24 protein-coding genes are annotated in these 25,212 nt (G+C 73.7%); 5 read left to right on the top strand and 19 right to left on the bottom strand.

Annotated elements, in window-relative coordinates:
- Window positions 1–301: 301 nt before the first annotated feature.
- Complete coding sequence (locus OG871_RS24890; protein ID WP_371499418.1) at window positions 302–1,003, top strand: bifunctional DNA primase/polymerase; 702 nt, start codon at window positions 302–304, stop codon at window positions 1,001–1,003.
- 82 nt (window positions 1,004–1,085) lie between these two features.
- Here OG871_RS24890 and ftsY read toward each other — a convergent pair whose 3' ends face one another.
- The 5 genes from ftsY to OG871_RS24865 form a co-directional block, all read right to left on the bottom strand.
- Window positions 1,086–2,294, bottom strand: coding sequence for a signal recognition particle-docking protein FtsY (gene ftsY, locus OG871_RS24885; RefSeq protein WP_371499416.1), 1,209 nt, complete (start codon window positions 2,292–2,294; stop codon window positions 1,086–1,088).
- Window positions 2,295–2,420: 126 nt separating this feature from the next.
- On the bottom strand, window positions 2,421–6,017 hold the full coding sequence (gene smc / locus OG871_RS24880; RefSeq protein WP_371499414.1) for a chromosome segregation protein SMC: 3,597 nt from the start codon (window positions 6,015–6,017) through the stop codon (window positions 2,421–2,423).
- A gap of 241 nt (window positions 6,018–6,258) precedes the next feature.
- A complete protein-coding gene (locus tag OG871_RS24875) occupies window positions 6,259–6,462 on the bottom strand; it encodes a hypothetical protein (protein ID WP_371499412.1) in 204 nt (67 codons plus the stop codon).
- A gap of 393 nt (window positions 6,463–6,855) precedes the next feature.
- On the bottom strand, window positions 6,856–7,149 hold the full coding sequence (locus tag OG871_RS24870; RefSeq protein WP_371499410.1) for an acylphosphatase: 294 nt from the start codon (window positions 7,147–7,149) through the stop codon (window positions 6,856–6,858).
- A 30-nt stretch (window positions 7,150–7,179) separates the two neighbouring features.
- Window positions 7,180–8,520 carry a hypothetical protein gene (locus OG871_RS24865; protein ID WP_371499408.1) on the bottom strand — a complete coding sequence of 447 codons (1,341 nt, stop codon included), beginning with the start codon at window positions 8,518–8,520 and terminating at the stop codon, window positions 7,180–7,182.
- A gap of 209 nt (window positions 8,521–8,729) precedes the next feature.
- On the opposite strand from OG871_RS24865, the gene OG871_RS24860 reads away from it, so the two are divergent.
- Window positions 8,730–9,650 (top strand): hypothetical protein, encoded by a 921-nt coding sequence (locus OG871_RS24860; RefSeq protein ID WP_371499407.1) that lies wholly within the window; start codon window positions 8,730–8,732, stop codon window positions 9,648–9,650.
- Between the two features lie 37 nt (window positions 9,651–9,687).
- Here OG871_RS24860 and mutM read toward each other — a convergent pair whose 3' ends face one another.
- From mutM to OG871_RS24810, 10 genes are all read right to left on the bottom strand, one after another.
- A complete protein-coding gene (gene mutM, locus OG871_RS24855; protein WP_371499405.1) occupies window positions 9,688–10,548 on the bottom strand; it encodes a bifunctional DNA-formamidopyrimidine glycosylase/DNA-(apurinic or apyrimidinic site) lyase in 861 nt (286 codons plus the stop codon).
- Between the two features lie 19 nt (window positions 10,549–10,567).
- A complete protein-coding gene (gene rnc, locus OG871_RS24850; protein WP_371499404.1) occupies window positions 10,568–11,356 on the bottom strand; it encodes a ribonuclease III in 789 nt (262 codons plus the stop codon).
- 20 nt (window positions 11,357–11,376) lie between these two features.
- Window positions 11,377–11,550 (bottom strand): 50S ribosomal protein L32, encoded by a 174-nt coding sequence (gene rpmF / locus OG871_RS24845; protein WP_030056747.1) that lies wholly within the window; start codon window positions 11,548–11,550, stop codon window positions 11,377–11,379.
- A 2-nt stretch (window positions 11,551–11,552) separates the two neighbouring features.
- Complete coding sequence (locus tag OG871_RS24840) at window positions 11,553–12,200, bottom strand: DUF177 domain-containing protein (RefSeq protein WP_371499402.1); 648 nt, start codon at window positions 12,198–12,200, stop codon at window positions 11,553–11,555.
- A 166-nt stretch (window positions 12,201–12,366) separates the two neighbouring features.
- Complete coding sequence (locus tag OG871_RS24835) at window positions 12,367–13,557, bottom strand: cell division initiation protein (protein WP_371499400.1); 1,191 nt, start codon at window positions 13,555–13,557, stop codon at window positions 12,367–12,369.
- Between the two features lie 190 nt (window positions 13,558–13,747).
- The gene (gene coaD / locus OG871_RS24830; protein ID WP_371499398.1) at window positions 13,748–14,233 is read right to left on the bottom strand and encodes a pantetheine-phosphate adenylyltransferase; all 486 of its coding nucleotides are present in this window, start codon (window positions 14,231–14,233) and stop codon (window positions 13,748–13,750) included.
- Between the two features lie 31 nt (window positions 14,234–14,264).
- Window positions 14,265–14,849, bottom strand: coding sequence for a 16S rRNA (guanine(966)-N(2))-methyltransferase RsmD (rsmD, locus tag OG871_RS24825; protein ID WP_371499397.1), 585 nt, complete (start codon window positions 14,847–14,849; stop codon window positions 14,265–14,267).
- Between the two features lie 64 nt (window positions 14,850–14,913).
- Window positions 14,914–15,330, bottom strand: a complete 417-nt coding sequence (locus tag OG871_RS24820; RefSeq protein WP_371499395.1) for a hypothetical protein — start codon at window positions 15,328–15,330, stop codon at window positions 14,914–14,916.
- Window positions 15,331–15,422: 92 nt separating this feature from the next.
- Window positions 15,423–17,624, bottom strand: coding sequence for an ATP-dependent DNA helicase RecG (recG, locus tag OG871_RS24815; RefSeq protein WP_371499393.1), 2,202 nt, complete (start codon window positions 17,622–17,624; stop codon window positions 15,423–15,425).
- A gap of 38 nt (window positions 17,625–17,662) precedes the next feature.
- Window positions 17,663–19,291 carry a DAK2 domain-containing protein gene (locus OG871_RS24810; RefSeq protein WP_371499391.1) on the bottom strand — a complete coding sequence of 543 codons (1,629 nt, stop codon included), beginning with the start codon at window positions 19,289–19,291 and terminating at the stop codon, window positions 17,663–17,665.
- Between the two features lie 308 nt (window positions 19,292–19,599).
- On the opposite strand from OG871_RS24810, the gene rpmB reads away from it, so the two are divergent.
- A complete protein-coding gene (rpmB, locus tag OG871_RS24805; RefSeq protein WP_073813963.1) occupies window positions 19,600–19,785 on the top strand; it encodes a 50S ribosomal protein L28 in 186 nt (61 codons plus the stop codon).
- A gap of 142 nt (window positions 19,786–19,927) precedes the next feature.
- Here rpmB and thiD read toward each other — a convergent pair whose 3' ends face one another.
- From thiD to OG871_RS24790, 3 genes are all read right to left on the bottom strand, one after another.
- Window positions 19,928–20,740 carry a bifunctional hydroxymethylpyrimidine kinase/phosphomethylpyrimidine kinase gene (thiD, locus tag OG871_RS24800; RefSeq protein WP_371499389.1) on the bottom strand — a complete coding sequence of 271 codons (813 nt, stop codon included), beginning with the start codon at window positions 20,738–20,740 and terminating at the stop codon, window positions 19,928–19,930.
- 23 nt (window positions 20,741–20,763) lie between these two features.
- Window positions 20,764–21,789, bottom strand: coding sequence for a 6-phosphofructokinase (locus OG871_RS24795; protein ID WP_371499387.1), 1,026 nt, complete (start codon window positions 21,787–21,789; stop codon window positions 20,764–20,766).
- A 215-nt stretch (window positions 21,790–22,004) separates the two neighbouring features.
- Window positions 22,005–22,973: a thiamine-phosphate kinase gene (locus OG871_RS24790; protein WP_371499385.1), complete on the bottom strand. Its 969-nt coding sequence runs from the start codon at window positions 22,971–22,973 to the stop codon at window positions 22,005–22,007.
- A 246-nt stretch (window positions 22,974–23,219) separates the two neighbouring features.
- On the opposite strand from OG871_RS24790, the gene OG871_RS24785 reads away from it, so the two are divergent.
- On the top strand, window positions 23,220–23,453 hold the full coding sequence (locus OG871_RS24785; RefSeq protein WP_363641437.1) for an Lrp/AsnC ligand binding domain-containing protein: 234 nt from the start codon (window positions 23,220–23,222) through the stop codon (window positions 23,451–23,453).
- Window positions 23,454–23,473: 20 nt separating this feature from the next.
- Entirely contained in the window at window positions 23,474–23,980 is a 507-nt protein-coding gene (locus tag OG871_RS24780; RefSeq protein ID WP_371499383.1) for a DUF3515 domain-containing protein, read from the top strand.
- Between the two features lie 88 nt (window positions 23,981–24,068).
- Here OG871_RS24780 and OG871_RS24775 read toward each other — a convergent pair whose 3' ends face one another.
- Window positions 24,069–25,211 (bottom strand): D-alanine--D-alanine ligase family protein, encoded by a 1,143-nt coding sequence (locus OG871_RS24775; protein ID WP_371499381.1) that lies wholly within the window; start codon window positions 25,209–25,211, stop codon window positions 24,069–24,071.
- Between the last annotated feature and the right edge of the window lies 1 nt (window position 25,212).

The following is a 25,212-nucleotide window of genomic DNA, read 5'->3' as shown; positions in this document are numbered from 1 at the left end:
CGCCCGGCGTGACACCGGCACATGCCGGTCCCGCGGAGGGACGCTCCACCCGCCGCTGCCTGCGGCCAACTTCCGCGAGGAGACGGCGCGTTGCCGGCCTCGGAGACCACGGAGGCACCCCGTGCAGCAACGACGATCCGGCATCCGGCGAGCCGGTGCAAGGCGGCTCCTGGCCCGCGCCACCCGAATTGGTGCACGCCGTCCGCTGCGCGCCGCCAACGCGCCACGCGCACCGCACCGGACAATTGACGCATGGTCACGTTCCCGTAACCACCGGCAACCCGATCCTGTTGGGGGAGGCATGGACAACCTGTTCGGCGATCTCCGGCTGGGCACCCTGTGGTCGACACCGCGGACCGCCCGTCGCACCCGCGCCACCTCGCTCCAGGCGGCCACCGAGTACACCGGCCGGCTCGGCTGGGCGGTCGCGGTGGGCGCCACCGCACCGGGGCGCGCCTCCGGCGACGGCTCGTGCGACTGCGCCACGCCGTACTGCGCCGCCCCGGGCCTGCACCACGAGGTCGGCCCCGAGCTGGCCGCCGGCACCCCCACCCAGGAGCTGACCGGCCGGTGCGCCGCGGGCGCCCCGCTGCTGCTGCCGGCCGGGCGCCACTTCGACGTCCTGGACGTCCCGGCCCAGGCGGGCCTGCAGGCGCTGGTGCGGCTGGAGCGGATGGGCACCCAGGTCGGCCCGGTCCTGGCCGCCCCGACCGGCCGGCTGCTGTTCTTCGTCGCCCCCGGCACGGCCCAGCACCTGCCCGAGCTGCTCTACCGGATGGGCTGGGACGACGCCGCCCTCGACCTGGCCTGCCACGGCACCGGCAGCTACGTCGCGGCCCCGCCGACCGTGCTCGCCGGGCTCGGCCCGATGCGCTGGCTGCGCCGGCCCTGCCGGGAGAGCGCGGCCTGTCCGCCGGAGGCCCGGCTGCTGCTCGGCACCCTCGCGTACGCCTGCCACCGCAGCCGCGCCCGCACCGCCGAGCCGGCCTGGCTGGCCTCCTGACCCGCCGGGCCGCCTCCCGGCCGCAAGCCGAAGGGCCGTCTCCCCCGCGGGGAGACGGCCCTTCGGCGGGAACGCCCGCGGCTCAGTCGCCGATCAGCGCGTCCACGAACGCTGCCGGCTCGAACGGCGCCAGGTCGTCCGCGCCCTCGCCGAGCCCGATCAGCTTGACCGGCACGCCCAGCTCGCGCTGGACCGAGATCACGATGCCGCCCTTGGCGGTGCCGTCCAGCTTGGTCAGCACGATGCCGGTGATGTCGACCACCTCGGCGAAGACCCGGGCCTGGACCAGACCGTTCTGACCGGTGGTGGCGTCCAGCACCAGCAGCACCTCGTCGACCGGGCCGTGCTTCTCCACCACCCGCTTGACCTTGCCGAGCTCGTCCATCAGGCCGGTCTTGGTGTGGAGCCGGCCGGCCGTGTCGATCAGCACGGTGTCCGCGCCCTCGGCGATGCCCTCCTTGACCGCGTCGAAGGCCACCGAGGCGGGGTCGCCGCCCTCCGGGCCGCGGACGGTCTGCGCGCCGACCCGCTCGCCCCAGGTCTGCAGCTGGTCGGCGGCGGCGGCGCGGAAGGTGTCGGCGGCGCCGAGCACCACCTTGCGGCCGTCGGCGACGAGGACCCGGCCGAGCTTGCCGGAGGTGGTGGTCTTGCCGACGCCGTTGACGCCGACCACCAGCACGACCGCCGGGCGGCCGTCCTCGTGCTTGGCGGTCTTCAGCGAGCGGTCCGCCTCGGTGCCGATCAGCCCGGTCAGCTCCTCGGCGAGCAGCGTGCGCAGCTCGGCCGGGGTGCGGGTGCCGAGCACCTTGACCCGGGTGCGCAGGCTGTCCACCAGCTCCTGGGTGGCCGCCACGCCGACGTCGGCGGTGAGCAGGGTCTCCTCGATCTCCTCCCAGGTGTCCTCGTCCAGCCGGTCCCGGGAGAGCAGGGTCAGCAGTCCCTTGCCCAGGGTGTTCTGGGAACGGGAGAGCCGGGAGCGCAGCCGGACCAGCCGGCCCGCGGTGGGCTCGGGCACCTCGACGGCCGGCGGGGCGACGGCCTCCTCGACCGGCACCTCCTCGACCGGCGCCTCCTCGACCGGGGCCGGGGCGGCCTCGACCGGAGCCTGCGCCGGCGGTGCCTCGGCGGTCGCCTCCTCGACGGCCTCCGGGGCCTTGGGTGCGGGAGCGGTGACGACGGGGGTCTCCGCCCGCGGGGGCAGTTGCTTGCGTCGTCTGCCGGTAACGACGAGACCCGCGATCGCGCCGACGGCGACCACGGCGATGACTACGGCAAGGATCACGTATTCCATAACCCCCCCAGTATCCGCGACACCCCTGCCGCGGGGAACGGTGACATTCGCGGCCTGTGTCACCTTCCGCCCGTCTGCCGCACCCGGTGCGACGGACGGGGAGGTCAGGGCGAGGTCGGGCGGAGGTCAGTCCGTGCCGACGGCGGCTTCCCGCCGGCGGGGCGGCACGGGCCGTTCGCGGTGTTCCTCGCGCAGCCGCTGGCTGATCACCTGGGAGATGCCGTCGCCCTTCATGGTCACGCCGTAGAGCGCGTCGGCCGACTCCATGGTCAGTTTCTGGTGGGTGATCACGATCAGCTGGGAGCTCTCCCGGAGCTCCTCCATGATCGAGACCAGCCGGCGCAGATTGGTCTCGTCCAGCGCCGCCTCCACCTCGTCCATCACGTAGAAGGGGCTGGGCCGCGCCTTGAAGATCGCGACCAGCAGCGCCACCGCCGTCAGCGAGCGCTCGCCGCCCGACAGCAGGGACAGCCGCTTCACCTTCTTGCCCGGCGGCCGGGCCTCCACCTCGACCCCGGTGGTCAGCATCGAGTCCGGGTCGGTCAGCACCAGCCGCCCCTCCCCGCCGGGGAACAGCCGCGAGAACACGCCCTCGAACTGCGCCGCCGTGTCGTGGTACGCCGCCGTGAACAGCTGCTCCACCCGCACGTCCACGTCCCGCACGATGTCCATCAGGTCGCGCCGGCTCTTCCTCAGGTCGTCCAGCTGCTCCCCCAGGAAGCGGTGCCGCTCCTCCAGCGCCGCGAACTCCTCCAGCGCCAGCGGGTTCACCTTGCCCAGCTGCTGGTAGGCCCGCTCGGCCGCCTTCAGCCGTTTCTCCTGCTCGGCCCGGACGTACGCAGTGGGCTCGCCCGGCTCCTCGCCCTCCTCCGGGAGCGGCGGCGGGACGAGGGTGTCCGGACCGTACGAGGCGAGCAGCTCGCCGCCCTCGATGCCGAACTCCTCCAGCGCCCGGGCCTCCAGCTGCTCGATCCGCAGCCGCTTCTCGGCGCGCAGCACCTCGTCGCGGTGGCCTGCGTCGACCAGCCGGTCCAGCTCGGCCTTGAGCTCCCGGCCGGTCTCCCGCCCGGCCCGCAGCTCGCTCTCGCGTGCGGCCCTGGCCTGCTCGGCCTCGGTGCGTTCCGCCTCGGCCCGCGCGAGCGAGCGTTCCAGACAGCCGAGCAGCTGCCGGGCGCCGGCCGCGACCGCGGTGGCCACGGCGGCCTCGTGCCGGGCGCGCTCGCGGAGCTCGGCGGCCCGGGCCCTGGCCTCGCGCTCGGCCAGGGCCGCCCGGTCCAGTTGGTCGGCGCGGCCGGTCAGCGCCCGGACCCGCTCCTCGTGGGTGCGCACCGCCAGCCTGCTCTCCACCTCGGCCTGGCGGGCCGCCGATCCGGCCTCGGCCAGCCGGTCACACTCGGCAGCGTCCGGTTCCTGGTCGCCGATCTCGGCGAACTCCTCGGCGGTGGCGAGCCGTTCGGCCAGCTCCTCGGCCGCGGCCAAGGCCTCGGCCAGGCCCTGTTCGGCCCGGGCCGCCGCGCCGGCCAGCCGCTCCGCCTCGCCCTCGGCCGCCCTGGCCTGACCGCCCAGCCGTCCCAGCGAACCGGCCAGCTCGGCCCGTTCGCGCTCGGCCCGGCGCCGGTGGGCCGTCAGCTCCTCCAGCTCCGCGGCGAGCTCCCGCCGGCGTTGCGCGGCCCGGTCGAGCAGTTCCGCCGCCGCCGCGTGGCGCTGCCGCGACTCCTCGATCAGCCTGGCGGTGTCCGCCACCGCCGCCTGTGTCTCCAACTGGCTCGGCGCACCGGCCGAGCCGCCCTGGGCGAAGCCGGCCGAGAGCAGGTCGCCGTCGGCCGTCACCGCCGTCAACCCGGGTTGCGCCGCGATCAGGAGGCGGGCCTGCCCGAGGTCCGCCACCAGGACGGTGCGCGCCAGCAGTACCGCGGCCGCGGCCAGCAGGCCGGCCGGCCCGGTGAGCAGCTCGACCGCCCAGCGCGCCCCCGGGGGCAGGGCAGGCCGTTCCCCCGCGGCCGGGGGCCGGGCGATCAGCAGCGCGGCCCGGCCGGCCTCCTCGGCGCGCAGGCGGCCGAGCGCCTCGGCGGCCGCCGCCACACCGTCCACCGCCACGGCGTCCGCGGCCGCGCCCAGGGCGGCCGCGATCGCGACCTCGTGGCCGGGCTCGGTGACCAGCAGTTCGGCGACCGGGCCGAGCACACCCGCCTCGGCGCCCCGGTCGAGCAGCGCGCCGCTGCCGTCCCTGCGTCGCAGGCCCATGGCCAGCGCCTCGTGACGCGCCGTCAGGGCGGCGCGCTCCCGCTCGGCGGCGCCCAGCTCATCCCGCGCGGCGGCCAGGTTCCGCTCGGCCCCGGCCAGCGTCTCCCGGGCCTGCCGGTGGGCGTCCTCCGCCTGCTCGTCACCGGCCTCCACCCGCTCGGCCTGTTCGCGCAGGTGCTCGTACTCCTGCCGGGCGGCCTCGGCCCGCAGCGCCGCCTCGTCCCTGGCCTCGGCCAGCCGGCCGGTCTCGGCCTCGGCGCTCGCCGCCTTCGAACGCGCCGCCGCGGCCTGACCCTGCAGCCGGGCGAGCCCCTCCCGGCGGTCGGCGATCGCCCGGGCCGCGGCCTTCAGCCGCCGCTCCTCCTCGGTGAGCGCCCGCTCCAGCGCGGCCCGTTCCTCGACCGCCTCGGCCAGCGCGTAGCGCGCCTCCTCCAGCGCCTGCGCGAGCGCCTCCTCCTCCTCGCGGATCCGCTGCGCCTCCCGCTCCAGTTCCTCGGGGTCGCGTCCGCGGCGCTCCTGGGCCTGTCCGCTGCCCTGCGCGTGCCGGATCCTCGCCTCGGCCAGCCCGATCGTCCCCCTGGTCCGCTCCCCCAGCGCGGAGAGCCGGTACCAGGTCTGCCGGGCGGCCTCCAGCTGCGGGCCGAGCTGCTCGACCTGGGCCTCCAGGACGGCCTCGCGCTGCTGCGCGCCGGCCAGTTCCTGCTCGACGGTGGAGCGGCGCAGCCTCAGCGCCAGCTCGTCCGCGATCTCGACCTCGACGGCCTGCCGCAGGGCGAGCAGGTCGTCGGCGAGCAGCCGCAGCCGGGCGTCGCGCAGTTCGGCCTGGATGCCGGCGGCCCGGCGGGCGATCCTGGCCTGTCGGCCGAGTGGGCCGAGCTGGCGGCGCAGCTCCGCGACGAGGTCCTGGACGCGGTTGAGGTTGCCCTGCATCGCGTCCAGCTTGCGCAGCGCCTTCTCCTTGCGCTTGCGGTGCTTCAGGACGCCGGCGGCCTCCTCGATGAAGGCACGGCGGCCCATCGGGTCCGCGTGCAGCACGGAGTCCAGCCGGCCCTGGCCGACGATCACGTGCATCTCGCGTCCGATACCGGAGTCGGAGAGCAGTTCCTGGATGTCGAGCAGCCGGCAGGTGGAGCCGTTCAGCGCGTACTCGCTGCCGCCGTTGCGGAACATCGTCCGGGTGATCGTCACCTCGGAGTACTCGATCGGCAGTGCCCCGTCGGTGTTGTCGATCGTCAGGCTGACCTCGGCCCGGCCGAGCGGGGCGCGCCCGCTCGTCCCGGCGAAGATGACGTCCTCCATCTTGCCGCCGCGCAGCGACTTGGCGCCCTGCTCGCCCATCACCCAGGAGAGCGCGTCGACGACGTTGGACTTACCGGAGCCGTTCGGCCCGACCACGCAGGTGATCCCCGGCTCGAAGCGCAGGGTGGTGGCCGAGGCGAAGGACTTGAACCCGCGGAGCGTCAGACTCTTCAGGTGCACCTGCGTGCCCTCCTGACCTCGGCGTTCCGGCTCTGCTGGCGACTGTATCCGGCAGTGCGGACGGCGAGTGGTCAGGAGGCGGTTTGGCCACGCCGGGGTTGGGCACCTTTACCGAAAAAGACCGCATGCGACTGATGGCCGGACACGACGAAGGGACGTCACCAGGACGTCCCTTGCAGGCTGCATCCCTGATCGGGAAGCTCAGTGCACAACAGCGTCGATCTGCGAGGATCGGGCGGGATCAGGTGAGGGCAGGCTCCCGGTGATCCAGTTCGATGCTGCTGAGCAGCGAGTGCTCGTCAGCGACGGCAATCAGTGCGTCGTTCTCCGTCTGGAGCCGGTTGAGCTCGGCTTCCAGATCCTGGACGCGCTGCTGGAGCCGTCGCATCTCGGAGAGCATTCGCGGGTCGGGGCCGCCGACGTACCCGAGAAGCGCCTTTGCCATGATGAATGGTCCTCCACGCTGAGTGACCGAACCGGGAGCGGTACTGGTCTAGGGGGAAGGGAACACGCACCCGACGACGCGACCGGCTGTGCTGGCTGGGCACCCCGGGACAACCGCAGTGAGCTGGGCCCACGGCGGACTGACCCGACCGGGAAAACGTGGACGTGTGCGCGGGTTTCCAGAGTCTCACCAAAGACGGTACGGGTCAACACGATCACCGCACGCTACCGCGCCCCTGTCACCTGCACGGCGGAACGTCACGTCGTGGGGCGGGGGCGGGCCCACCGAGGGGCCCGGTGGATCACTGCACGGTGCGGAGTCAACCACGAGTCTGCCCGGATGGCAACCGCATGACACCGGCAGTTGCCCCGACCGGGGGACATCTCCCGCGCGTCAGCGGATGGCGAAGCCGTCGTAGCCGTCGCCGGTCGCGCTCCAGATCTCGGTCACGCCGCTGACCTGGCCGGGAGTACCCGGTCCGCGCAGCAGCGCGAGCAGTTCGTCGCACTCGGCGTGCAGGCCCTCGGCCACCACCTGCACCCGGCCGTCGCCGAGATTGCTCGTGTAGCCGGTCAGGCCGATCTCCAGCGCGCGGGCCCTGGTCCACCAGCGGAACCCGACCTGTTGGACCTTCCCGCGCACCCACGCGGTGACCCGGACCGGCTGCTGACTGTCATGACCGTGCATGCGCCGACCCTATCCGCCGGGCCGGACGGCTCAGAAGCCGCCGAAGTCGCCGCCACCGCCGAAGTCGCCACCGCCCGAGTCGCCGAAGCCGCCGAAGTCCGAGGAGTTGAAGTCGCCGCCCGAGTAGTCGCCGCCCTCGACCCCGTTGCCGCCGTCGAACCCGTCGGAGGCGGCCCAGGCCGTCCCGGGGGACATCATCGAGCCGAGCATGGTGCCGACCAGCAGACCGGGCAGGATGCCCGAGCCGAAGTAGCCGCCCGCCCAGGGGCTGTAGGCCGGCCCCGCGTTCCAGTACGGCTGGTCGCCGTGGTCGGTGCGGACGGTGCGGATGTCCGGGTCCCGGCCGTCCGCCAGCCGGGCCGCGTCCGCGGCGCAGACCGGGACCGAGCGCGCCGCGCCGCCGGCCGGGGCCCAGTCGGCGTCCTGCACCGAGGGACCGTGCCGGGGGTCGAAGAAGCACGGCACCCGGCGCTCGGGCAGGGCGCGGTGCTCGCGCCGGGCGGCCAGCGTGGCCAGCGCGAAGCGTCCGTCGGCGAGCGCCTCGGTGACCGGGCGGACGTCCTCGGGCCGCTTCGCCGCGTCCATGGTCCGCTTGGCGTTCTCGTAGGCGTCCAGGGCATGGGTGTAGTCGGCGCGCTGGACGTCGTCGGCGTCCGGGGCGCCGGGGGTGAACTCCAGCCGGTCCAGCTCCTCGCCGAAGGCGGTGATGTCCTCGTCCACGACGGTGCGCAGCTGGGCCAGCTCGGCCTGCTCGCGGGCCAGCCTGCGCCGCTTGGAGCGGCGCAGCAGCAGGAAGGTGCCGGCGCCGGCCAGGCCGAGCAGGGCGATCGGGACGACGATCGCGGCGGTGCTGACCCCGCCCGAGTCGACGCCGTGGCCCCTGGTCTGGCTCTTGGCCTGGTCGACGAAGTCGTCGAGGGTGCCGGCGATGTCGCCGGGGTGCGAGCGCGCGGCCGCGCCGGCGATCCGGTCGGCGGTGGCGGGGGCAAGCGCCTGGCGGTCGGCGAAGGCCTTGAACTGTTCGCCGCGCCAGATCGCGTAGACCCCGACGATGCCGACCTTGGTCCGCAGGTCCTGGGCGACCGTCCCGGCCGGGTAGGTGTCGTCGGCCGGCACGACCGCGACGAAGATCGGCTTGTCGGCCCGCTCGATCTGCTGGGTGAGCGCGGCCGTCTGGGCCTCGGAGAACCGGCCGGTCATCGCGGGGTCGACGTAGACCTGCCCCTGCTTGAGGGCGCTCGCCGCCTGGTCGACCCCGGAGGCCGCGGAGGCGACGGAGGCCGGGCCGGCGAACACCAGGAGCAACCCGAGCAGTGCCGCCAGCAGGGCGGCGGCTGCGATGCCCGGGATCCGGCGGGAGATGGTTCTCATGGGACCGACGGTACCTGGCGGGGAGGGTGGTGTGCCGATACCTCAGGCTGACCCACCCCCGCCGACCGACCGGTCTTCCGAGCCGGGTAGATCATCTGCCGCCCGGACCAGGCATAGTGGTGCCTGCCTTCCCGGCCCTCGGCCCACCGCCGAGCCCTCCCGCCCACGGCCCACCTCTGAGCCTCGGCCGCCCCTGATCGGAGCACCTGGTGATCATCGGACTCGTCACCGCCGTGGCGGCCTCCGTCTGCTACGGCACCGGATCCGTCCTGCAGGCCGTCGGCACCCGGCGGTCGGCGCGCGAGGAGGTGGCCGCCCGCGGTGCCGGGGCGGGTGCGACCGAGCACGGCGGGCCGAGCCTCTCCTCGACCGCCAAGGCGGCGGTGACCTGGGAGTTCATCGTCGGCACCGTGCTCGACCTGATCGGCTTCGGGCTGGGCGCGCTGGCGGCCCGGCTGCTGCCGCTGTTCCTCTCCCAGACCATCATCAGCGCCAACCTGGTGATCACCGCCCTGCTCAGCATCAAGCTGCTCGGGCTGCGGCTCAAGCAGCTGGAGTGGATCTCGATCGGCGTGCTGTGCGGGGCGCTGGTGATGCTGGCCGTCGCCGCCGGGCCGGAGGGCGGGCACCACGCCGCGATGTCCTTCCACTGGGGGCTGCTGATCGGCTCGGTGGTGCTGATCGCCGGCGGCAGCCTGATCGTGCGCCGGCTCGGCCGGAGCGGGGCGATCGTGGCGGGTCTGCTCTCCGGCCTCGGCTTCGGCGCGCTGGGCGTCGGCGTACGGATCCTGAACGGCGTCGACCCCTTCGACCTGGCGCAGCTGCTCGGCGACCCGGCGCTGTACGCGATCCTGGTCGGCGGCATCGGCGGGATGTACCTGCACACGGTGGCCCTGCAGGTCGGCTCGGTGAACGGCGCGACGGCGGCCCTGGTGGTCGGCGAGACCGTGGTGCCCGGGATCGTCGGTGTGGTGTGGCTGGGCGACACCTCGCGCGAGGGCCTCGGCTGGCTGGCCGTGTTCGGCTTCGTGCTCGCGGTGGTGAGCGCGGTGGGGGTGGCCTACTTCGGCCAGAGCGAGGCCGAGGAGCACGGCGCCCAGCCGAAGCTCCCCGAGCGGGCCGGCCTCTGATGGCCCCCGCCGGCGCCGTCGGCCGGGGCAACCGGCCCTAGCGGGGCCGCGGGACGCGCTGGCAGCGCGGGCAGAAGTAGCTGGAGCGGTTCATCCAGGCGGCCCGCCGGATCGCGGTGCCGCAGCGGCGGCAGGGCTCGCCCTCCCGCCCGTAGGCGTCCAGCTCGCGGGAGAAGTACCCGCTCTCGCCGTTCACGTTGACGTAGAGGCTGTCGAAGCTGGTACCGCCGACGGCCAGCGCCGCCCCCATGACGTCCCGGGCGTGCTGGAGCAGCCGGGCCGCCTGCGGGCGGGTCAGCGTGGCGGTCGGCCGGTCGTAGTGCAGGGCCGAGCGCCAGAGCGACTCGTCGGCGTAGATGTTGCCGACGCCGCTGATCAGGGTCTGGTCCAGCAGCGCCCGCTTGACGGTGGTGCGCTTGGCCCGCAGCGCGGTGATGAACGCGGCGTCGTCGAAGCGCGGGTCGAGCGGGTCGCGGGCGATGTGCGCGATGGACACCGGGGTGTGCTCGGGGTCCCCGGGCTCGGACTCCTCGACGGCCAGGCCGCCGAAGGTCCGCTGGTCGACGAAGCGCAGTTCGCGGCCCTGGTCGGTGAAGCGCAGCCGGACCCGCAGGTGGGTCTCGTCGGGCACCGAGGGGTCCTGGACGAGCAGCTGGCCGCTCATGCCCAGGTGGCCGATCATCGACTGGCCCTCCCCCAGCGGTACCCAGAGGTACTTGCCGCGGCGCTGGGCCGCACCGAGGGTGCTGCCGGTGAGCCGGGCGGTGAACTCGGCGGCGCCGCCGGGCTGGCGGCGGACGGCGCGCGGGTGCAGCACCTCGACCTGGGCGACGGTACGGCCGGCGGCCCAGCGGGCCAGGCCGCGTCGGACCACCTCGACCTCGGGAAGTTCAGGCACCTCAGGCCCCCCGGCCGGGTCAGGCGGCGCCGGGGCGGTCGTCGGCGTACTTGGCCTTGATGGCCCGCCAGGCGCTCTCCGCGGCCTTCTGCTCCGCTTCCTTCTTCGAGCGGCCGGTGCCGTGCCCGAAGTCCTCGCCCGCCACGCGGGCGGCGGCGGTGAACGTCTTCTCGTGGTCCGGACCGGACTCGGCGACCACGTACTCCGGCACTCCGATGCCCACCGAGGCGGTGAGCTCCTGGAGGCTGGTCTTCCAGTCCAGGCCGGCGCCGAGCTGCGCGGATTCCGCGATCAGCGGGTCGAACAGCCGGTGGACGAACACGGTGGCGGCGTCCAGGCCCCGGTCCAGGTAGACGGCGCCGATCACGGCCTCGACGGTGTCGGCGAGGATCGAGGACTTGTCGCGTCCACCGGTCCCCTCCTCACCCTTGCCGAGCCGGATGAAGGCACCCAGGTCCAGGCCTCGGCCGACCTCGGCGAGCGCGCGGGAGTTGACCACCGCGGCGCGGAGTTTGGCGAGCGTGCCCTCGGCGACCTCTGGGTGGAGGCGGTAGAGGGTGTCGGTCACCACCAGGCCCAGCACCGAGTCGCCGAGGAACTCCAGGCGCTCGTTGGTGGGCAGCCCACCGTTCTCGTACGCGTACGAGCGGTGGGTGAGGGCACGTACCAGAAGGGCGCGCTCAAGTGTGTACCCGAGGCGCCCTTCCAGGACGTCGTATTCGGTCGAGGCCGGCCCACTGCCCTTGCCCCCGGTGGAAGAGTCCTTCACGGTGGGAGCCTGCTTGCGGGGGGAGTTGCTCTCCGACATCGATCCGTGCACCCTGCCGATCAGACCGAGAGGACCTGGCGGCGGTTGTACGTGCCGCAGCTGGGGCACGCGATGTGACCGAGCTTCGGCTCGTGGCAGCGGTCGCACGCCACGAGGGCCGGAACGACGGCCTTCCAGTTGGAACGGCGGTGGCGCGTGTTGCTGCGCGACATCTTCCGCTTCGGAACAGCCACGGCTACTTCTCCTGGTTCTCGGCGAGACCCTCACGGGTACCGCTGTTCTTGATTCCGTCACCCTCGTCGCCGGGGGCGGCGGAGAGTCCCTGCAGTGCCGCCCACCGGGGGTCGGCGGCGTCGTGGTGGTGCGACGGGTCGTCGCTCAGGCGTGCACCGCACTCGGCGCACAGTCCCAGGCAGTCTTCCTGGCACACCGGCTGCAGCGGCAGTGCGAGCACCACCGCGTCACGCAGCACCGGCTGGAGGTCGAAGAAGTCGCCCTCCAGACGGTAAGTCTCTTCGTCCGAGTCCCCGTCGAGGTCCTCGTCGGCGCCCGAAACCCGGCCACGGCCACGGTCGTCGGACTCCGGGTAGTAGTACAGCTCCTGGAAGTCGACCGCCAGGTCGTCGTCCAGCGGCTCCAGGCAGCGCACGCACTCGCCCTCGACGTGGGCTTCGGCGGTGCCGGTCACCAGGACACCCTCGACCACGGACTCCATCCGCAGCTCGACGGCGATCTCGGCGGCCTCCGGGACGGTGATCACGTCTTCGATACCCAGCCCCTCGGGGGCCGCCACGGTGCGGGAGACCCTGCGCAGCGAACCGGGGCGACGGCCGAGCTCATGCGTGTCGAACACGAGCGGGTCGCGGTGGTCGAGGCGGTTCAAGGTGTCCTGACTTCCTGGTGGCGACGCGCACGGTATGTGCTGCCGCGAGTTCCTGAAGAGTGTGTTGCCGCCGTGTTGCGGGCAGCAGACGGCCCCGGAACAGGCCGAGTGGTCAGACTACCGGAGAGTGCGGCCAGGCCCAACTTCGGTCCCGTTCCGGACGGCCTCAGCGGCCGCCGAGCTCCCGCAGCCTGGTCATGTCGATCATGCTGGTGTCGAAGAAGCTGGTCTCGTCCAGACCGGCCTGCTGCGGCACCTGAGGGTGCCCCTGGGCCTGCTGCCCCTGCTGGTAGCCCGCGTCCGGCACCGGGTTGCCCCAGGCGTCGTACTGCTGGACCTGAGGGTAACCGGGCTGCTGCTGGTAGTACGGGTCGTGCCCGGCCGCGGCGTCCTGCCCCGGGTAGACGGGCTGCTGCTGGTAGCCGTACGGGCTGTTCGCGCCGGTGTCGGCCTGCGGGTTGCCCCACTGGTCGGTCTGCGGGGCGCCGGACGGGTCGTAGCCGCCGCCGTAGACCTCCGCGTACTGCGGGGCGGCGTACTGCTCGTCGCCGGGGGCCTGCCAGCCGGCCGCGGCGGGGGTCTGCTCCGGCCAGCTCTGCTGCTGCGGGACCTCCTCGCGGTACCAGGGCTGCTCCTCGCCGTCCTCGGCGAATCCGGAGGCCACCGCCTCGGCGCGGTTCTTCAGCTGCTGGGCCTCGTCGGCGGCGGCCAGGTAGGCGCCCAGCTCGTCGATCGGGGCCTTGCCGAGCAGGGTGTCGCGGCCCTTGCCGACGGCCTGCAGGGTCTTGCTGAGGACGGCCTCCAGGGTGGCCAGCTTCACATCGACGTACTCGTCGACCTCGGGGCTCGGGGTGGCGTGCGGCTGGAACTCCTCGCCGTCGCTCTCGCCCCCGGCCTCCGGCTCGTAGACGCCCGCCGCGCCGCGCAGCTTGGTGCGGCCGCGGCCGACCGCGCCGAGGGTCTTGGTGAGGACCACCTCGAAGTTGGCGAGCTTGCTGTCGACGTAGTCGTCGGCCTCGGCGCGCTTGGTGTGCGCCTCGGAGCGGGCCTCGGCGAGGATCCGGTCCGCCTCGGCCTGGGCCTGGCGGACCACCTCGGTGTCGGAGATCAGCGAACCGCGCTCGTCGTGCGCGCCGCGGATGATCTGGTCGGCCTGGGCGTGCGCGTCGGCCACCATCTGCTGGTGGTCGGCGACCACCGACTGGGCCTGGGCCAGCTCGGCCGGCATGGTGTCGCGCAGGTCGCGGAGCAGCCCGACCAGTTCGGCCCGGTTCACCACGCAGGATGCCGACATCGGCATGGCGCGGGCGTTCTCCACCACGGCGACGATCTCGTCGAGTTTCTGCTGCACGTCCACGAGCGCATCAGTCTTTCCGTGTGCCGCCGAGGTGCGGCGGAGGCAGTCCCCGTCGGCTCGGCAGCGCCCACGGGGCGGGAGTACAGACTGTACGGCCACTGCGCCCGGAGCTCACAACGCCGAGGGGTCCGCGCCACCCGACAGGTGGACAGGATGTGACAGTTCGCCAGGAGTGTCCGGGTTGACCGGATCAGCCCCGGCGCTCGGCGATCCGCGCGACGAGCTGTCGGTTCACCGTCTCGGGCAGCAGGTGGGAGACGTCGCCGCCGTAGGAGGCGACCTCCTTGACCAGCGAGGAGGACAGGAAGCTGTAGGTCGGCGAGGTCGGCACGAAGAGCGTCTCGACGCCGGTCAGGCCGTGGTTCATCTGCGCCATCTGCAGCTCGTAGTCGAAGTCGCTGACCGCCCGCAGGCCCTTGATGATGGCCGGGATACCGCGGTCCCGGCAGAAGTCCACCAGCAGGCCGCTGTGCGACTCGACCTCGATGTTGCCGTACCGGGCGCAGGTCTCCTCGATCAGCGCGATGCGCTCCTCGATGGTGAACATGCCCTGCTTGTTCTTGTTGATCAGCACGGCGACATGGACCACGTCGTACAGCTTCGAGGCCCGCCCGATGATGTCGAGGTGCCCGTTGGTGATGGGGTCGAAGGACCCCGGACAGACGGCGCGGCGCATGTCGTGTGCTCCCTTGTGGGGGTTCCGGGTACTACGGGTGTCGGTCGCCCTCGGCGGCGGCGCGACCGTACCAGAGGGTGCCTTCGCCGTAACGGCGGGAGCGCAGCGGCTCGATCCCCTCCGGCCAGCCGAACTCGCCGCCCCGGGTGCTGCGTTCCACGGTGACGAGTGCGTCCTCGCTGAGCCAGCCCCCCGAGCCGAGTGTGATCAGCATCTCGCGCACCTCGTCGTCGGTCACCGAGTACGGCGGGTCGAGGAAGACCAGGTCGTACGGCGCCCCGGACGGGCTCTGCGCGATGACCCGCTCGGCCCGGTCGGCGCGCACCTCGGCGCCGGGCAGGCCGAGGGTGCGGACGTTCTCCCGGATGACCCGGGCGGCGCTCGGGTCGGACTCGACCAGCAGCGCGTGCTCGGCCCCCCGGGACAGCGCCTCCAGGCCGACCGCGCCCGAGCCGCCGAAGAGGTCGAGCATCCGGGCCCCGTGCACGGTGCCGCGCAGGGCGGCGAGGGTGGAGAACATCGCCTCCCGCGCCTTGTCGGAGGTCGGGCGGGTGGTCCGGCCGGGCGGCACTGCCAGCCGGCGGCCGCCGGCCGTGCCGGCGATCACGCGGGTCATGAGGTGGTGGGTCCTTTCCGTCAGGCACCACCACGCTATCCGGCTTTGCCGCCGGGCCGCGTCCTCAGGCCCCGCCGGCCGCGGCGGGCACGCTCGCGGCCTGCAGCGGCGCCAGCGGTGCCAGTGGGGCCCGCGGGCAGTGCTCGGGGTGGCGGGGGTCGTGGCCGAGCTCCCGCAGCCGGGCCCGGACGGCGTCCGGGGTCCGGCCGTAGCGGGCGGCGATCCGGGCGATGCTCTCCCCCGCGTGGAACCGCCGGACCAGGTCCGCCTCCGGCGACGCGTCCGGACCTGCCCCGACGGCGGCCAGGACGCGGTCGAGCGCGCCGCGCAGGCCGGCGGCGTCCTCCACCGGCAGCCGGAGCCGGCCCGAGGCCCCCGGGCCGGTGACGCTCAGCACCACCTCGCGACCGCCAGGGCCGACGGCCTCCACCCGCAGGACGGCGCCACCCAACGGGATCTCGCCGATCTGACGCAATGCCATGACAGAACCCCCTGGATGCCGCGCCGACGACGCACCCGCGGCGCGCCCTGACACGGCCATCATCACCGGCGGCACTGACAGTTGGCGTACCGTCAGCCCTTCTCCAGGTACTCGGCCCGGTCCTCGTCGAGCAGGCTCTCCAGCGCCGTCCGCAGCTCCGGATGGCGGGCGAGGTCCGGGTCCTCGGCGACCAGGGCGGTGGCCTCCTCGCGGGCGGTGGCGATGACGTCCTCGTCCTCCAGCACGGAGAGCACCTTGAGCGAGGACTTCACCCCGGACTGGGCCTGCCCCAGCACGTCGCCCTCGCGGCGCTGCTCCAGGTCGATCCGGGACAGCTCGAAGCCGTCCAGCGTGCCGGCCACCGCGTCCAGCCGGGCCCGTGCGGAGCTGCCCGCCGGCATGTCGCTGACCAGCAGGCACAGGCCGGCCGCGCTGCCCCGGCCGACCCGGCCGCGCAGCTGGTGCAGCTGGGAGACGCCGAAGCGGTCTGCGTCCATGATGACCATCACGGTGGAGTTGGGGACGTTGACGCCGACCTCGATGACCGTGGTGGCGACCAGCACGTCCACCTGCCCGGCGGTGAAGCGCTGCATCACCTCGTCCTTGGCGTCCGGCGCCAGCCGGCCGTGCAGAATCTCCACCCGCAGCCCGGCCAGCGGACCCTTGGTGAGCATCTCGGCCGTCTCCACCACGGACAGCGGCGGGCGCCGGTCGTCGCTCGCGGCGCCGAGGTCCTCGGGGTCGTCCGGCATCGCCTTGCGCTTCTTCTTCGCGTCCGGCGGCTCGTCGCCGATCCGGGGGCAGACCACGTACGCCTGGTGGCCCTTGCCGACCTCCTCGCGCACCCGTTCCCAGGCGCGGGCCAGGAAGTTGGGCTTCTCCACCGCCGGCACCACATGGCTGGAGATCGGGGAGCGGCCGGCCGGCAGCTGGTCCAGCACGGACGTCTCCAGGTCGCCGAAGACCGTCATGGCGACCGTCCGCGGGATCGGCGTGGCCGTCATCACCAGTAGGTGCGGGGGCTGCCCGCCCTTGGCCCGCAGGGCGTCGCGCTGCTCGACACCGAACCGGTGCTGCTCGTCGACGACGACCAGGCCGAGGTCCTGGAACTGCACCTTGTCCTCGATCAGCGCATGGGTGCCGATCGCGATGCCCGCGTCCCCGCAGGCCATGTCGAGCAGCATCTGCCGACGGGCCGGCGCCCCCATCGAGCCGGTCAGCAGGGCCACCTTGGTGCCCAGTTCGGAGCCGCCGAGCATGCCGCCCTCGGCGAGGTCCCCCATCATCTCCACGATCGAGCGGTGGTGCTGCTGGGCGAGCACCTCGGTGGGGGCCAGCAGGGCGGCCTGCCCGCCGGCGTCCACCACCGCGAGCATGGCGCGCAGCGCCACCAGGGTCTTGCCGGAGCCGACCTCGCCCTGGAGCAGCCGGTGCATCGGGTGCTCGCTCGCCAGGTCGGCGAAGATCTCGCCGCAGACCTTCTGCTGACCCTCCGTCAGGGTGAACGGCAGCCGGGCGTCGAAGGCGTCGAGCAGACCGCCGGGGCGGGGGCGCCGGGCCACCGCGGGCAGCGCGGAGTCCGCCGCCCGGCGCTGGGCGAGCGCGACCTGGAGGACGAACGCCTCGTCCCAGCGCAGCCGGCTCTGGGCGCGCTCGCGGTCGGCCTGGCCGCGCGGCCGGTGGATCAGCTCCAGCGCCTCGGGCAGCGGGATGAGTTCGTGCTTGTCCCGCAGGGCGGCGGGCAGCGGCTCGCCGACATCGCCGAGGTGCTTGTCGAGTGCGGTCTGCACGCACAGGGACAGCTTCCAGCTGGGCAGCTGGGCACTGGCCGGGTAGACCGGGATCAGCCGTCCGGCGAACTGCCGCGCGGCGTCCGAGTCGGCCTCCTCGTCCAGCAGCTGGTAGTCCGGCGAGGCGAGCTGCCGGGTGCGGTTGAACAGGCCGACCTTGCCCGCGAACAGGCCCTGGGCCCCGGGGCGCAGCTCCTTCTGCCGCCAGCCCTGGTTGAAGAAGACCAGGCTGAGCCGGCTGCGCCCGTCGGTGACCACCACCTCCAGCCGGTCGCCCTTGCGCCCCTTGAAGGGGATCAGGGTGACCTTCTCGATCCGGGCCAGCACGGTGACGTGCTCGTCCACCTCCAGCTCGTCCAGGCTGGTGAGCGAGCCGCGTTCGACGTACCGGCGCGGATAGTGGTGCAGCAGGTCGCCGACCGTGCGCAGCTTGAGGCTGTCGGCCAGCACCTTCGCGGTGCGGTCGCCGACCAGCTTGGTCAGTGATTCATCGAGAGCGCCCATCAGCTCCTATTGGACACCACCGGGCGGACAGTCCCGTCCTACTCCACCCCGATGAGCAGTGGAGCCGACTCCTGGCCGCCCCGGTAGACCAGGGTGTCCACCTCGGGGCGCTGCCTGCGGGCGTGGGTCACCAGCAGGTCGGCCAGCTCGTCGGAGGCGGCCTCGCCCAGGACGAGGGTGACGAGTTCGCCGCCGGCCGCCAGCATCCGGGAGAGCACGGTGACGGCGGTGTCGGCGAGGTCGGCGCCGATCACGGCGACGTCCCCGTCGATCAGGCCGAGCACGTCGCCGGCCTGGCAGACCCCGGCCATCGTCCAGGACTCCCCTTCGGCGACGGCGAGTTCGGCGTACCGGGTGGCGCCGGCGGCGGAGGTCATCGCGACCACGTCCTCGTCGAACCGGCGGGAGACCTCGTGCACGGCGAGCGCCGCCAGCCCCTGGACCGGGGAGCGGGTGGGCAGCACGGCGATCCGCAGGCCCTCCTCGCGCAGCTGGTCGGCGGCGGCCCCGGCGGCGGCCCGCAGTTCGGGGTCGTTGAGCAGCAGGACCACCTCGCGGGCGGCGCAGCGGCGGACGGCCTCGACCAGTTCGCCACTGACCGGCGGGCGGTCCGGGTCGGCGGAGAGCACCGCGGAGCCGGCCTGTTCGCAGAGTTCGGCGAGGCCGCTGCCGGTGACCACGCTGAGCACGGCCCGGCCCTGCGGGGTGGGGGTGGTGATCTCGCCCTGCCGGGCGGCGGCCTCGGCGAAGTGGGTGATCCTGATCCGGTAGGGCCGGCCGGCCTCCACCCCGGCCTCGACCGCGGCGCCGGCGTCGTCGACGTGCACATGGACGGTCCACAAGCCGTCGCCGCCGCCGACCACCAGGGAGTCGCCGAGCCCGGCGAGCCTGGCGCGCAGGGTGGGCAGTGCGTCGTCGGGGGCGTCCAGCAGGTAGATCACCTCGAAGGCGGGGTGGCCCGGGCCGGGCGGCCGCTCGTGGCCGTCGCAGCCGGGCTGTGCGGCCGGGGCGGTCACGGCGGACTCCCGGCGCAGCGCCACCGGGCCCATCGGGGTCTGTCCGCTGACGGCGTCCAGCAGGGCGCCGAGGACGGCCACCAGGCCGCGTCCGCCGGCGTCCACCACGCCGGCCTCGGCCAGGACGTCCAGTTGGAGCGGGGTGCGCGCCAGGGCCTCGCGGGCGGCCAGGTAGGCGGCCTCGGCGACGGCGGCGAGGGTGTCGGGCCCGGTCGCGGCGGCGCGGGCGGCGGCCGCGGCGACGGTGAGCAGCGTCCCCTCGACCGGTTCGGCCACCGCCTGGTAGGCGGCCTCGGCGGCGCCGGCGAGGGCCAGCCGCAGGTGCGCGGGTGCTCCGCCGTCGGCCAGTGCGGCGGCGAGTCCGCGCAGCCACTGGGCGAGGATCACCCCGGAGTTGCCGCGGGCGCCGATCAGCGCGCCCCGGGCGAGGGCGGCCATCGCGGGGCCGAGGCCGGGCTCGGGGTGCTGCGCGAAGCAGGTCTCGGCGTTGGCCGCGGCGGACTCGACGGTGAGGTAGAGGTTGGTGCCGGTGTCGCCGTCGGGCACGGGGTAGACGTTGAGCGCGTCGATCTCCTCGCGGGCCTCGCCGAGGGCGGCCAGCGAGAGCCGGTACCAGGTGCGGACGGCCGGGGCGTCGAGCGTGTCCAGCACCAGGTCTCCTCCGGGTGAACGCCACGGGAACGCGACTGAACGCGGTGGCTAGGGCGATGCTGGCAGGTTATCGGTGCCCGGCCCCGGCCCGCCCGCGCGGCCCCGGGGGGGGGCGGCACCGGCCGAGAGGAACGATCACGGCTCTGAGCATGGTAGTTTCGTTGGGCGGGAGCGGCCGTTGTATGCTTCTCCGGTTGCCTGGAACAACCTGGGCTCACCCCTTGATCCGATTCAACCCACGATGAGTGGGGCGGTCGCTCAGCCGGGGTTTTCGAACGTATCTGATCTGAAGTCTTGGAGTGACTCCTGTGGCTGCCAACTGCGACGTCTGCGGCAAGGGGCCGGGCTTCGGCAACAGCATCTCCCACTCGCACCGCCGTACCCCTCGTCGTTGGAACCCCAACATCCAGACGGTGCGCGCTGTGGTTGGGCGGACGCCGAAGCGGCTCAACGTCTGCACCTCGTGCATCAAGGCCGGTAAGGTCTCGCGCTGACGCGCAGACCGGTAAGCCGGTCCTCCGGACAGCCGATCCATCCTCGGGTGGGTCGGCTGCTCTGTCTTTCCGGGCCCGCACGGCACTGAGGGGGTCAGGAGGTTCTCCTCCTGACCCCCTCAGTGCTGTCCGCTTCCCTTTCTCAGCGCCAGCGCCAGGCGTGGTCGACCGGACCGATGCCGGCGCCCAGCGCGAAGCCGGCCGCGATGGCGCCGGTGATGTACTCCTTCGCGGCGGCGACCGCGTCGGGCATCGCGCCGCCCTTGGCGAGCTCGGCCGCGATCGAGCTGGCGAGGGTGCAGCCGGTGCCGTGGGTGTGCCGGTTGTCGTAGCGCGGTGCGCGGTACCAGTGCTCGGTACCGTCCCGTCCGACCAGCAGGTCGGCGGCCTCGCCCTCCAGGTGGCCGCCCTTGACCAGCACCCAGCGCGGCCCGAGGGCGAGCAGCGCGTCGGCGGCGGCCCGCATGTCCCGCTGCCCGGCGACCTCGATGCCGGTGAGCTGGGTCACCTCGTGCAGGTTGGGCGTGGCCAGGGTGGCGAGCGGCAGCAGGCGTTCCCGTACGGTGGCCACCGCCTCGGCCGCGAGCAGCGCGTCGCCGTGCTTGGAGACCCCGACCGGGTCGACCACCACCGGGGCGTCGACGCCGGCCAGCAGCTCGGAGACCACCGTGACCAGCTCGACCGAGGCCAGCATGCCGGTCTTCACCGCCTGCACCCCGATGTCGTCGACCACGCTGCGGAACTGCGCGCGCACGGCCTCCGCCGGCAGTTCCCAGTAGCCCTGGACGCCGAGCGAGTTCTGCGCGGTGACGGCGGTGATCACGCTCATGCCGTGCACGCCGAGCGCGAGCATCGCCTTGAGGTCCGCCTGGATTCCGGCGCCGCCGCCGGAGTCCGAACCGGCCACGGTGAGCACCCGGGGGGGCGCGGAGGGGGAAGGGGCTGTCGAAACCATGCCGCCAACCTACCGGGAGCCGTTCAGAGCACGGCCTCCGATTCCGACCAGCGGTCCTCGGGGACGGTCTTGAGCCGGGTGACGGCGTCGCCGATCGACACCAGCCGGATGTCGTTGCCGCGCAGCGCGGTGAAGTGTCCGAACGTGCCCTGGTGGACGGCCTCCACGGCGTGCCAGCCGAACCGGGTGGCGAGCACCCGGTCCCGCGCGGTGGGTGTGCCGCCGCGCTGGGTGTGGCCGAGGATGACCGGCCTCGCCTCCTTGCCGAGCAGGCCCTCCAGTTCGTTGGCGAGCCGGTTGCCGATCCCGCCGAAGGTCTGGTGGCCGTACTGGTCGAGCTGGCCGTGCTCGAAGCGCAGCGTGCCGGGCAGCGGCCTGGCGCCCTCGGCGACGGCGATGATGGCGAACTTCTTGCCCCGCCGGAACCGCTCCTCGATCATCCGGGCGACGCCCTCGATGTCGAAGGGCTTCTCCGGGATGAGGATCCCGTGGGCGCCACCGGCCATCCCGGCGGTCAGCGTGATCCAGCCGGTGTGGCGGCCCATCAGCTCGACCACCAAGACCCGCTGGTGCGACTCGGCGGTGGTCTTCAGCCGGTCGATCGCGTCGGTGGCGACGTGGACGGCGGTGTCGAAGCCGAAGGTCACGTCGGTGGCGTCGATGTCGTTGTCGATGGTCTTGGGCACGCCCACCACCGGCAGCCCGGCCTCGCTGAACATCCTGGCGGCGGTCAGGGTGCCCTCGCCGCCGATCGCGATCAGCGCGTCGATGCCGATGTTGCGGGCCAGGATCCGGGCGTTGTCGATGGCCCAGTCGATCCGTTCGCGCTGGACCCGGGCCGAGCCGAGGATGGTGCCGCCGAGGGTGAGCAGGCCGGTGACGTCGTCGTGCGAGACCACCCGGGAGCGGCCCTCGATCAGGCCCCGGAAGCCGTCCTCGATCCCGACGATCTCGTCGCCGTGGACGTCGGTGCCCCGGTGGACCACCGACCGGATCACCGCGTTGAGGCCGGGGCAGTCGCCGCCGCTGGTCAGAACACCGATGCGCATGGTGGCTGTGCTCTTCCGCTCCATGGGGCCCCGCAGGCCGGGCGCGGCCCCGAGTGGCCCCGAGTAGATGGACCCGTGCAGTCGGGCACCGGCGGGTGGGCCGGACCGGCGCCGACAGCGCAAGCCTACGCACTCGGCCCGTTCGCGGGCCGCTCCCGCGCCACCGCCCCGCGCGGCGGTATCCGGGCGGGGATATCCGAACGGGTCGGTATAGCTCAGGCGTCGGCGAAGTGGTCCCAGCCGCCGGCCCGGTCCCAGGGGGCGCCGTCGACGGTGACCCGGCCGCCGCGGGCCGCGCTCGCGGTCCGCACCACCTCGCCGACCACCCGCCACCGGGCGGGCAGCTGGACGGACTTGGGGAAGGTGGCCACGATCGCGTGGTCCTCGCCGCCGGAGAGCACCCACAGCAGCGGGTCCACGCCGACCGCCTGGCCGATGTCGGCCATCTGCGCGGGGATGTCGAACTCGGCCGCGCGCAGGTCGATGTCGACCCCGCTGGCCCTGGCGACATGGCCGAGGTCGGCGACCAGGCCGTCGCTGACGTCGACCATCGCGTTGGCGCCGAGGTCGGCGGCGGCGGGGCCGGCGTGGTACGGCGGCTCCGGGCGCCGGTGCGCCTCGACGAAGGCGCGCGGCGAGCGGAATCCCCGCTGCAGCACGGTCAGTCCGGCGGCCGACCAGCCCAGCCAGCCGGTCACCGCGACCACGTCGCCGACCTGGGCGCCGGAGCGGAGCACCGGCGCCCGGCCCTGGAGGTCGCCCAGCGCGGTGATGGCCAGGGTGATGGTCTCGCCGCGGACCACGTCCCCGCCGACCACGGTGGCGCCGGCCACCTGGCACTCGTCGCGCAGCCCGTCCATCAGCTCGGTGGCCCAGGTCGTGGGCAGGTCGGCGGGGGCGACCAGGCCGAGCAGGATCGCAGTCGGCACCGCGCCCATGGCGGCCACGTCTGCGAGGTTCTGGGCGGCGGACTTGCGGCCGACGTCGTACGCGGTGGACCAGTCGCGGCGGAAGTGCCGTCCCTCGATCAGGACGTCCGTGGTGGCCACCACCCGGCCGTCGGGTGCCTTGACGACGGCCGCGTCGTCCCCCGGCCCGAGTTCGACGGCCGGGGTCAGCGGCAGCCTGGCGGTCAGCTCCCGGATGAGTCCGAACTCGCCGAGCTCGCCCACGGTCCCCTGCATCTGCCGTCCTCTCAACTCACGTCGTCCGAGCCTGCGGATGGCTCCGCGGCCCTGGTCGGCACGCCTGCGCCCACCCGAGTCCCGCGCGCCCCCGCGCGCAGCGTACGCCCTTGGGCCCGGCAGGGGACTCCCGTACCGGCGCCACCGCGCGGTAGCGTGGTCATCCAGCCTGCCGGTCGGCCCGCCGCACCACCCTGGCCGGTCCCCGGAGGGCGATCTCCGTTCCCGAGCCGCCTGGAGGTCCCTGTGGTCCATGCATACATCCTGATCCAGACCGAGGTGGGCAAGGCGACGGCCGTGGCCGAGTCCATCTCCAAGATCGAGGGCGTCCTCACCGCCGAGGACGTCACCGGACCGTACGACGTGATCGTCCGTGCCGCGGCCGACACGATGGACAACCTGGGACGGATGGTCGTCGCCCAGGTGCAGCAGGTCGAGGGCATCACCCGGACCCTGACCTGCCCGGTGGTGAACCTGTAAGGCCCGGCTAGCATCGGCGGGTGACCCTGACCTCCCGCCTGACCACGCTGCCCGCCCCGGTCCGCTGGCTGACCCTGCCCGCGGTGCTGCTGACCGGGGTCGTCGTGCTGCCCTTCGTCTGGGCCGCACCCGCGGAGGTCACCCCGCCGGTGCCCCGGGCCGGGGCCGCCGAGTACTGCGCCACGCTGGACCGGGCGCTGCCCGACACGGTTCTCGGTCACCGGCGTGAGGACCCCTCCCCCGCGTCGCCGTACACCGCCGCCTGGGGCAGCTCGCCGCGGACGGTGCTGCGCTGCGGCATCGAGCGGCCCGGCTACCTGGACGACGACCCGCTGAAGCAGTCCCCCGAGGTCAACGACGTGCAGTGGGGGATGTCCGGGACGCCCGACGGCGGGTACCGCTTCGTCACCACGCTGCGCAAGGCGTACGTCGAGATCGAGGTACCCAAGGGCGCCTACCCCGGCTACACCGACCCGCTCGGCTCGTTCGCGGACGCCATCAAGGCCACCGTCCCCGACGGCCTCTGAGGCCGGACCGCCCGCCGTCCGGGACGGCGAGCAGGCCCCGGGCCGCGGGGCCTGCTCCGCGATGTCCGCCGGGAGTTCCGGCCGGGGCCTACCGCAGGCCGGTCGGGCGCCGCAGCGCGGCCTGCAGCAGGCGGTCGATCAGCTCCGGGTACGGGACCCCGCTGGCCTCCCACATCTTCGGGTAGGCCGAGATGGGGGTGAAGCCGGGCATGGTGTTGATCTCGTTCACCATCCAGCTGCCGTCCTCCAGCAGGAAGAAGTCGACCCGGGCCAGGCCCTCGCAGCCGAGCGCCTCGAACGCCGCCACGGCCTGGCGGCGGATCTCGGCGGTCTGCTGGGCGTCCAGCCGGGCCGGGATCTCGACCTCGGAGGAGTCGATGTACTTGGCCTCGAAGTCGTAGAACTCGAAGTCCCCGCCGACCAGGATCTCGGCCGGCACGCTGGCCCGCGGGCCGTCCTCGAACTCCAGCACCGCGCACTCGATCTCGCGGCCGGCGACCCCGGCCTCCACGATGATCTTCGGGTCGTGGCGGCGGGCCTCCTCGATCGCGGCGTCCAGCCCGGCCAGGTCCTTGACCTTGGTGATGCCCATGCTGGAACCCGCCCGGCAGGGCTTCACGAACAGCGGCAGGCCGAGCGCGGCGATCCGCTCCCGGGCGGCGGCGCGGCCCTGCTCGCTCTCCCACTCACGGGGCCGGACGACCGTCCAGTCGCCCACGCCGATGCCGTGCGAGGCGAGGATCCGCTTGGTGTACTCCTTGTCCATGCCGGCCGCGCTGGCCAGCACGCCGGAGCCGACGTACGGCACCCCGGAGAGCTCCAGCAGGCCCTGCAGGGTGCCGTCCTCGCCCCAGGGACCGTGCAGCAGCGGCAGCACCACGTCCACCTCGCCGAGCACCTTGGGCGCGGCGCCCGGCTCGCTCCAGACCACCTCGCGGCTGGCGGGGCTGCCCGGCAGCGCGACCTGGCCCTCGGTGGACTCGGCGACCTGGTCGACGTCGGGAAGCCGGCCGTCGGTGATGGCCATCCGGTCGGGCTCGTCCCCGACCAGGGCCCAGCGGCCCTCATGGGTGATGCCGATCGGCAGCACCTCGTACTTGCTCCGGTCGATCGCCCTGAGCACACTGCCGGCCGTGACGACCGAGATGGGGTGCTCGGAGCTGCGGCCGCCGAAGACGATCGCGACGCGCGGCTTGGCCGCGTGGTTCGGGGAGGTCTTTTCGATGCTCATA

Source organism: Kitasatospora sp. NBC_00374, from assembly GCF_041434935.1.
Classification (GTDB): domain Bacteria; phylum Actinomycetota; class Actinomycetes; order Streptomycetales; family Streptomycetaceae; genus Kitasatospora.
This window is presented reverse-complemented; position numbering and strand designations above follow the sequence as displayed.

Excerpts from the sequence above, each read along its gene's own strand:
- OG871_RS24890 (WP_371499418.1), top strand. The coding sequence starts at position 302 with ATGGACAACCTGTTCGGCGATCTCCGGCTGGGCACCCTGTGGTCGACA.
- ftsY (WP_371499416.1), bottom strand. The coding sequence starts at position 2,294 with ATGGAATACGTGATCCTTGCCGTAGTCATCGCCGTGGTCGCCGTCGGC.
- OG871_RS24875 (WP_371499412.1), bottom strand. The coding sequence starts at position 6,462 with ATGGCAAAGGCGCTTCTCGGGTACGTCGGCGGCCCCGACCCGCGAATG.
- OG871_RS24870 (WP_371499410.1), bottom strand. The coding sequence starts at position 7,149 with ATGCACGGTCATGACAGTCAGCAGCCGGTCCGGGTCACCGCGTGGGTG.
- OG871_RS24865 (WP_371499408.1), bottom strand. The coding sequence starts at position 8,520 with ATGAGAACCATCTCCCGCCGGATCCCGGGCATCGCAGCCGCCGCCCTG.
- rnc (WP_371499404.1), bottom strand. The coding sequence starts at position 11,356 with ATGTCGGAGAGCAACTCCCCCCGCAAGCAGGCTCCCACCGTGAAGGAC.
- coaD (WP_371499398.1), bottom strand. The coding sequence starts at position 14,233 with ATGCGCCGCGCCGTCTGTCCGGGGTCCTTCGACCCCATCACCAACGGG.
- rsmD (WP_371499397.1), bottom strand. The coding sequence starts at position 14,849 with ATGACCCGCGTGATCGCCGGCACGGCCGGCGGCCGCCGGCTGGCAGTG.
- OG871_RS24820 (WP_371499395.1), bottom strand. The coding sequence starts at position 15,330 with ATGGCATTGCGTCAGATCGGCGAGATCCCGTTGGGTGGCGCCGTCCTG.
- recG (WP_371499393.1), bottom strand. The coding sequence starts at position 17,624 with ATGGGCGCTCTCGATGAATCACTGACCAAGCTGGTCGGCGACCGCACC.
- thiD (WP_371499389.1), bottom strand. The coding sequence starts at position 20,740 with ATGGTTTCGACAGCCCCTTCCCCCTCCGCGCCCCCCCGGGTGCTCACC.
- OG871_RS24795 (WP_371499387.1), bottom strand. The coding sequence starts at position 21,789 with ATGCGCATCGGTGTTCTGACCAGCGGCGGCGACTGCCCCGGCCTCAAC.
- OG871_RS24790 (WP_371499385.1), bottom strand. The coding sequence starts at position 22,973 with ATGCAGGGGACCGTGGGCGAGCTCGGCGAGTTCGGACTCATCCGGGAG.
- OG871_RS24775 (WP_371499381.1), bottom strand. The coding sequence starts at position 25,211 with ATGAGCATCGAAAAGACCTCCCCGAACCACGCGGCCAAGCCGCGCGTC.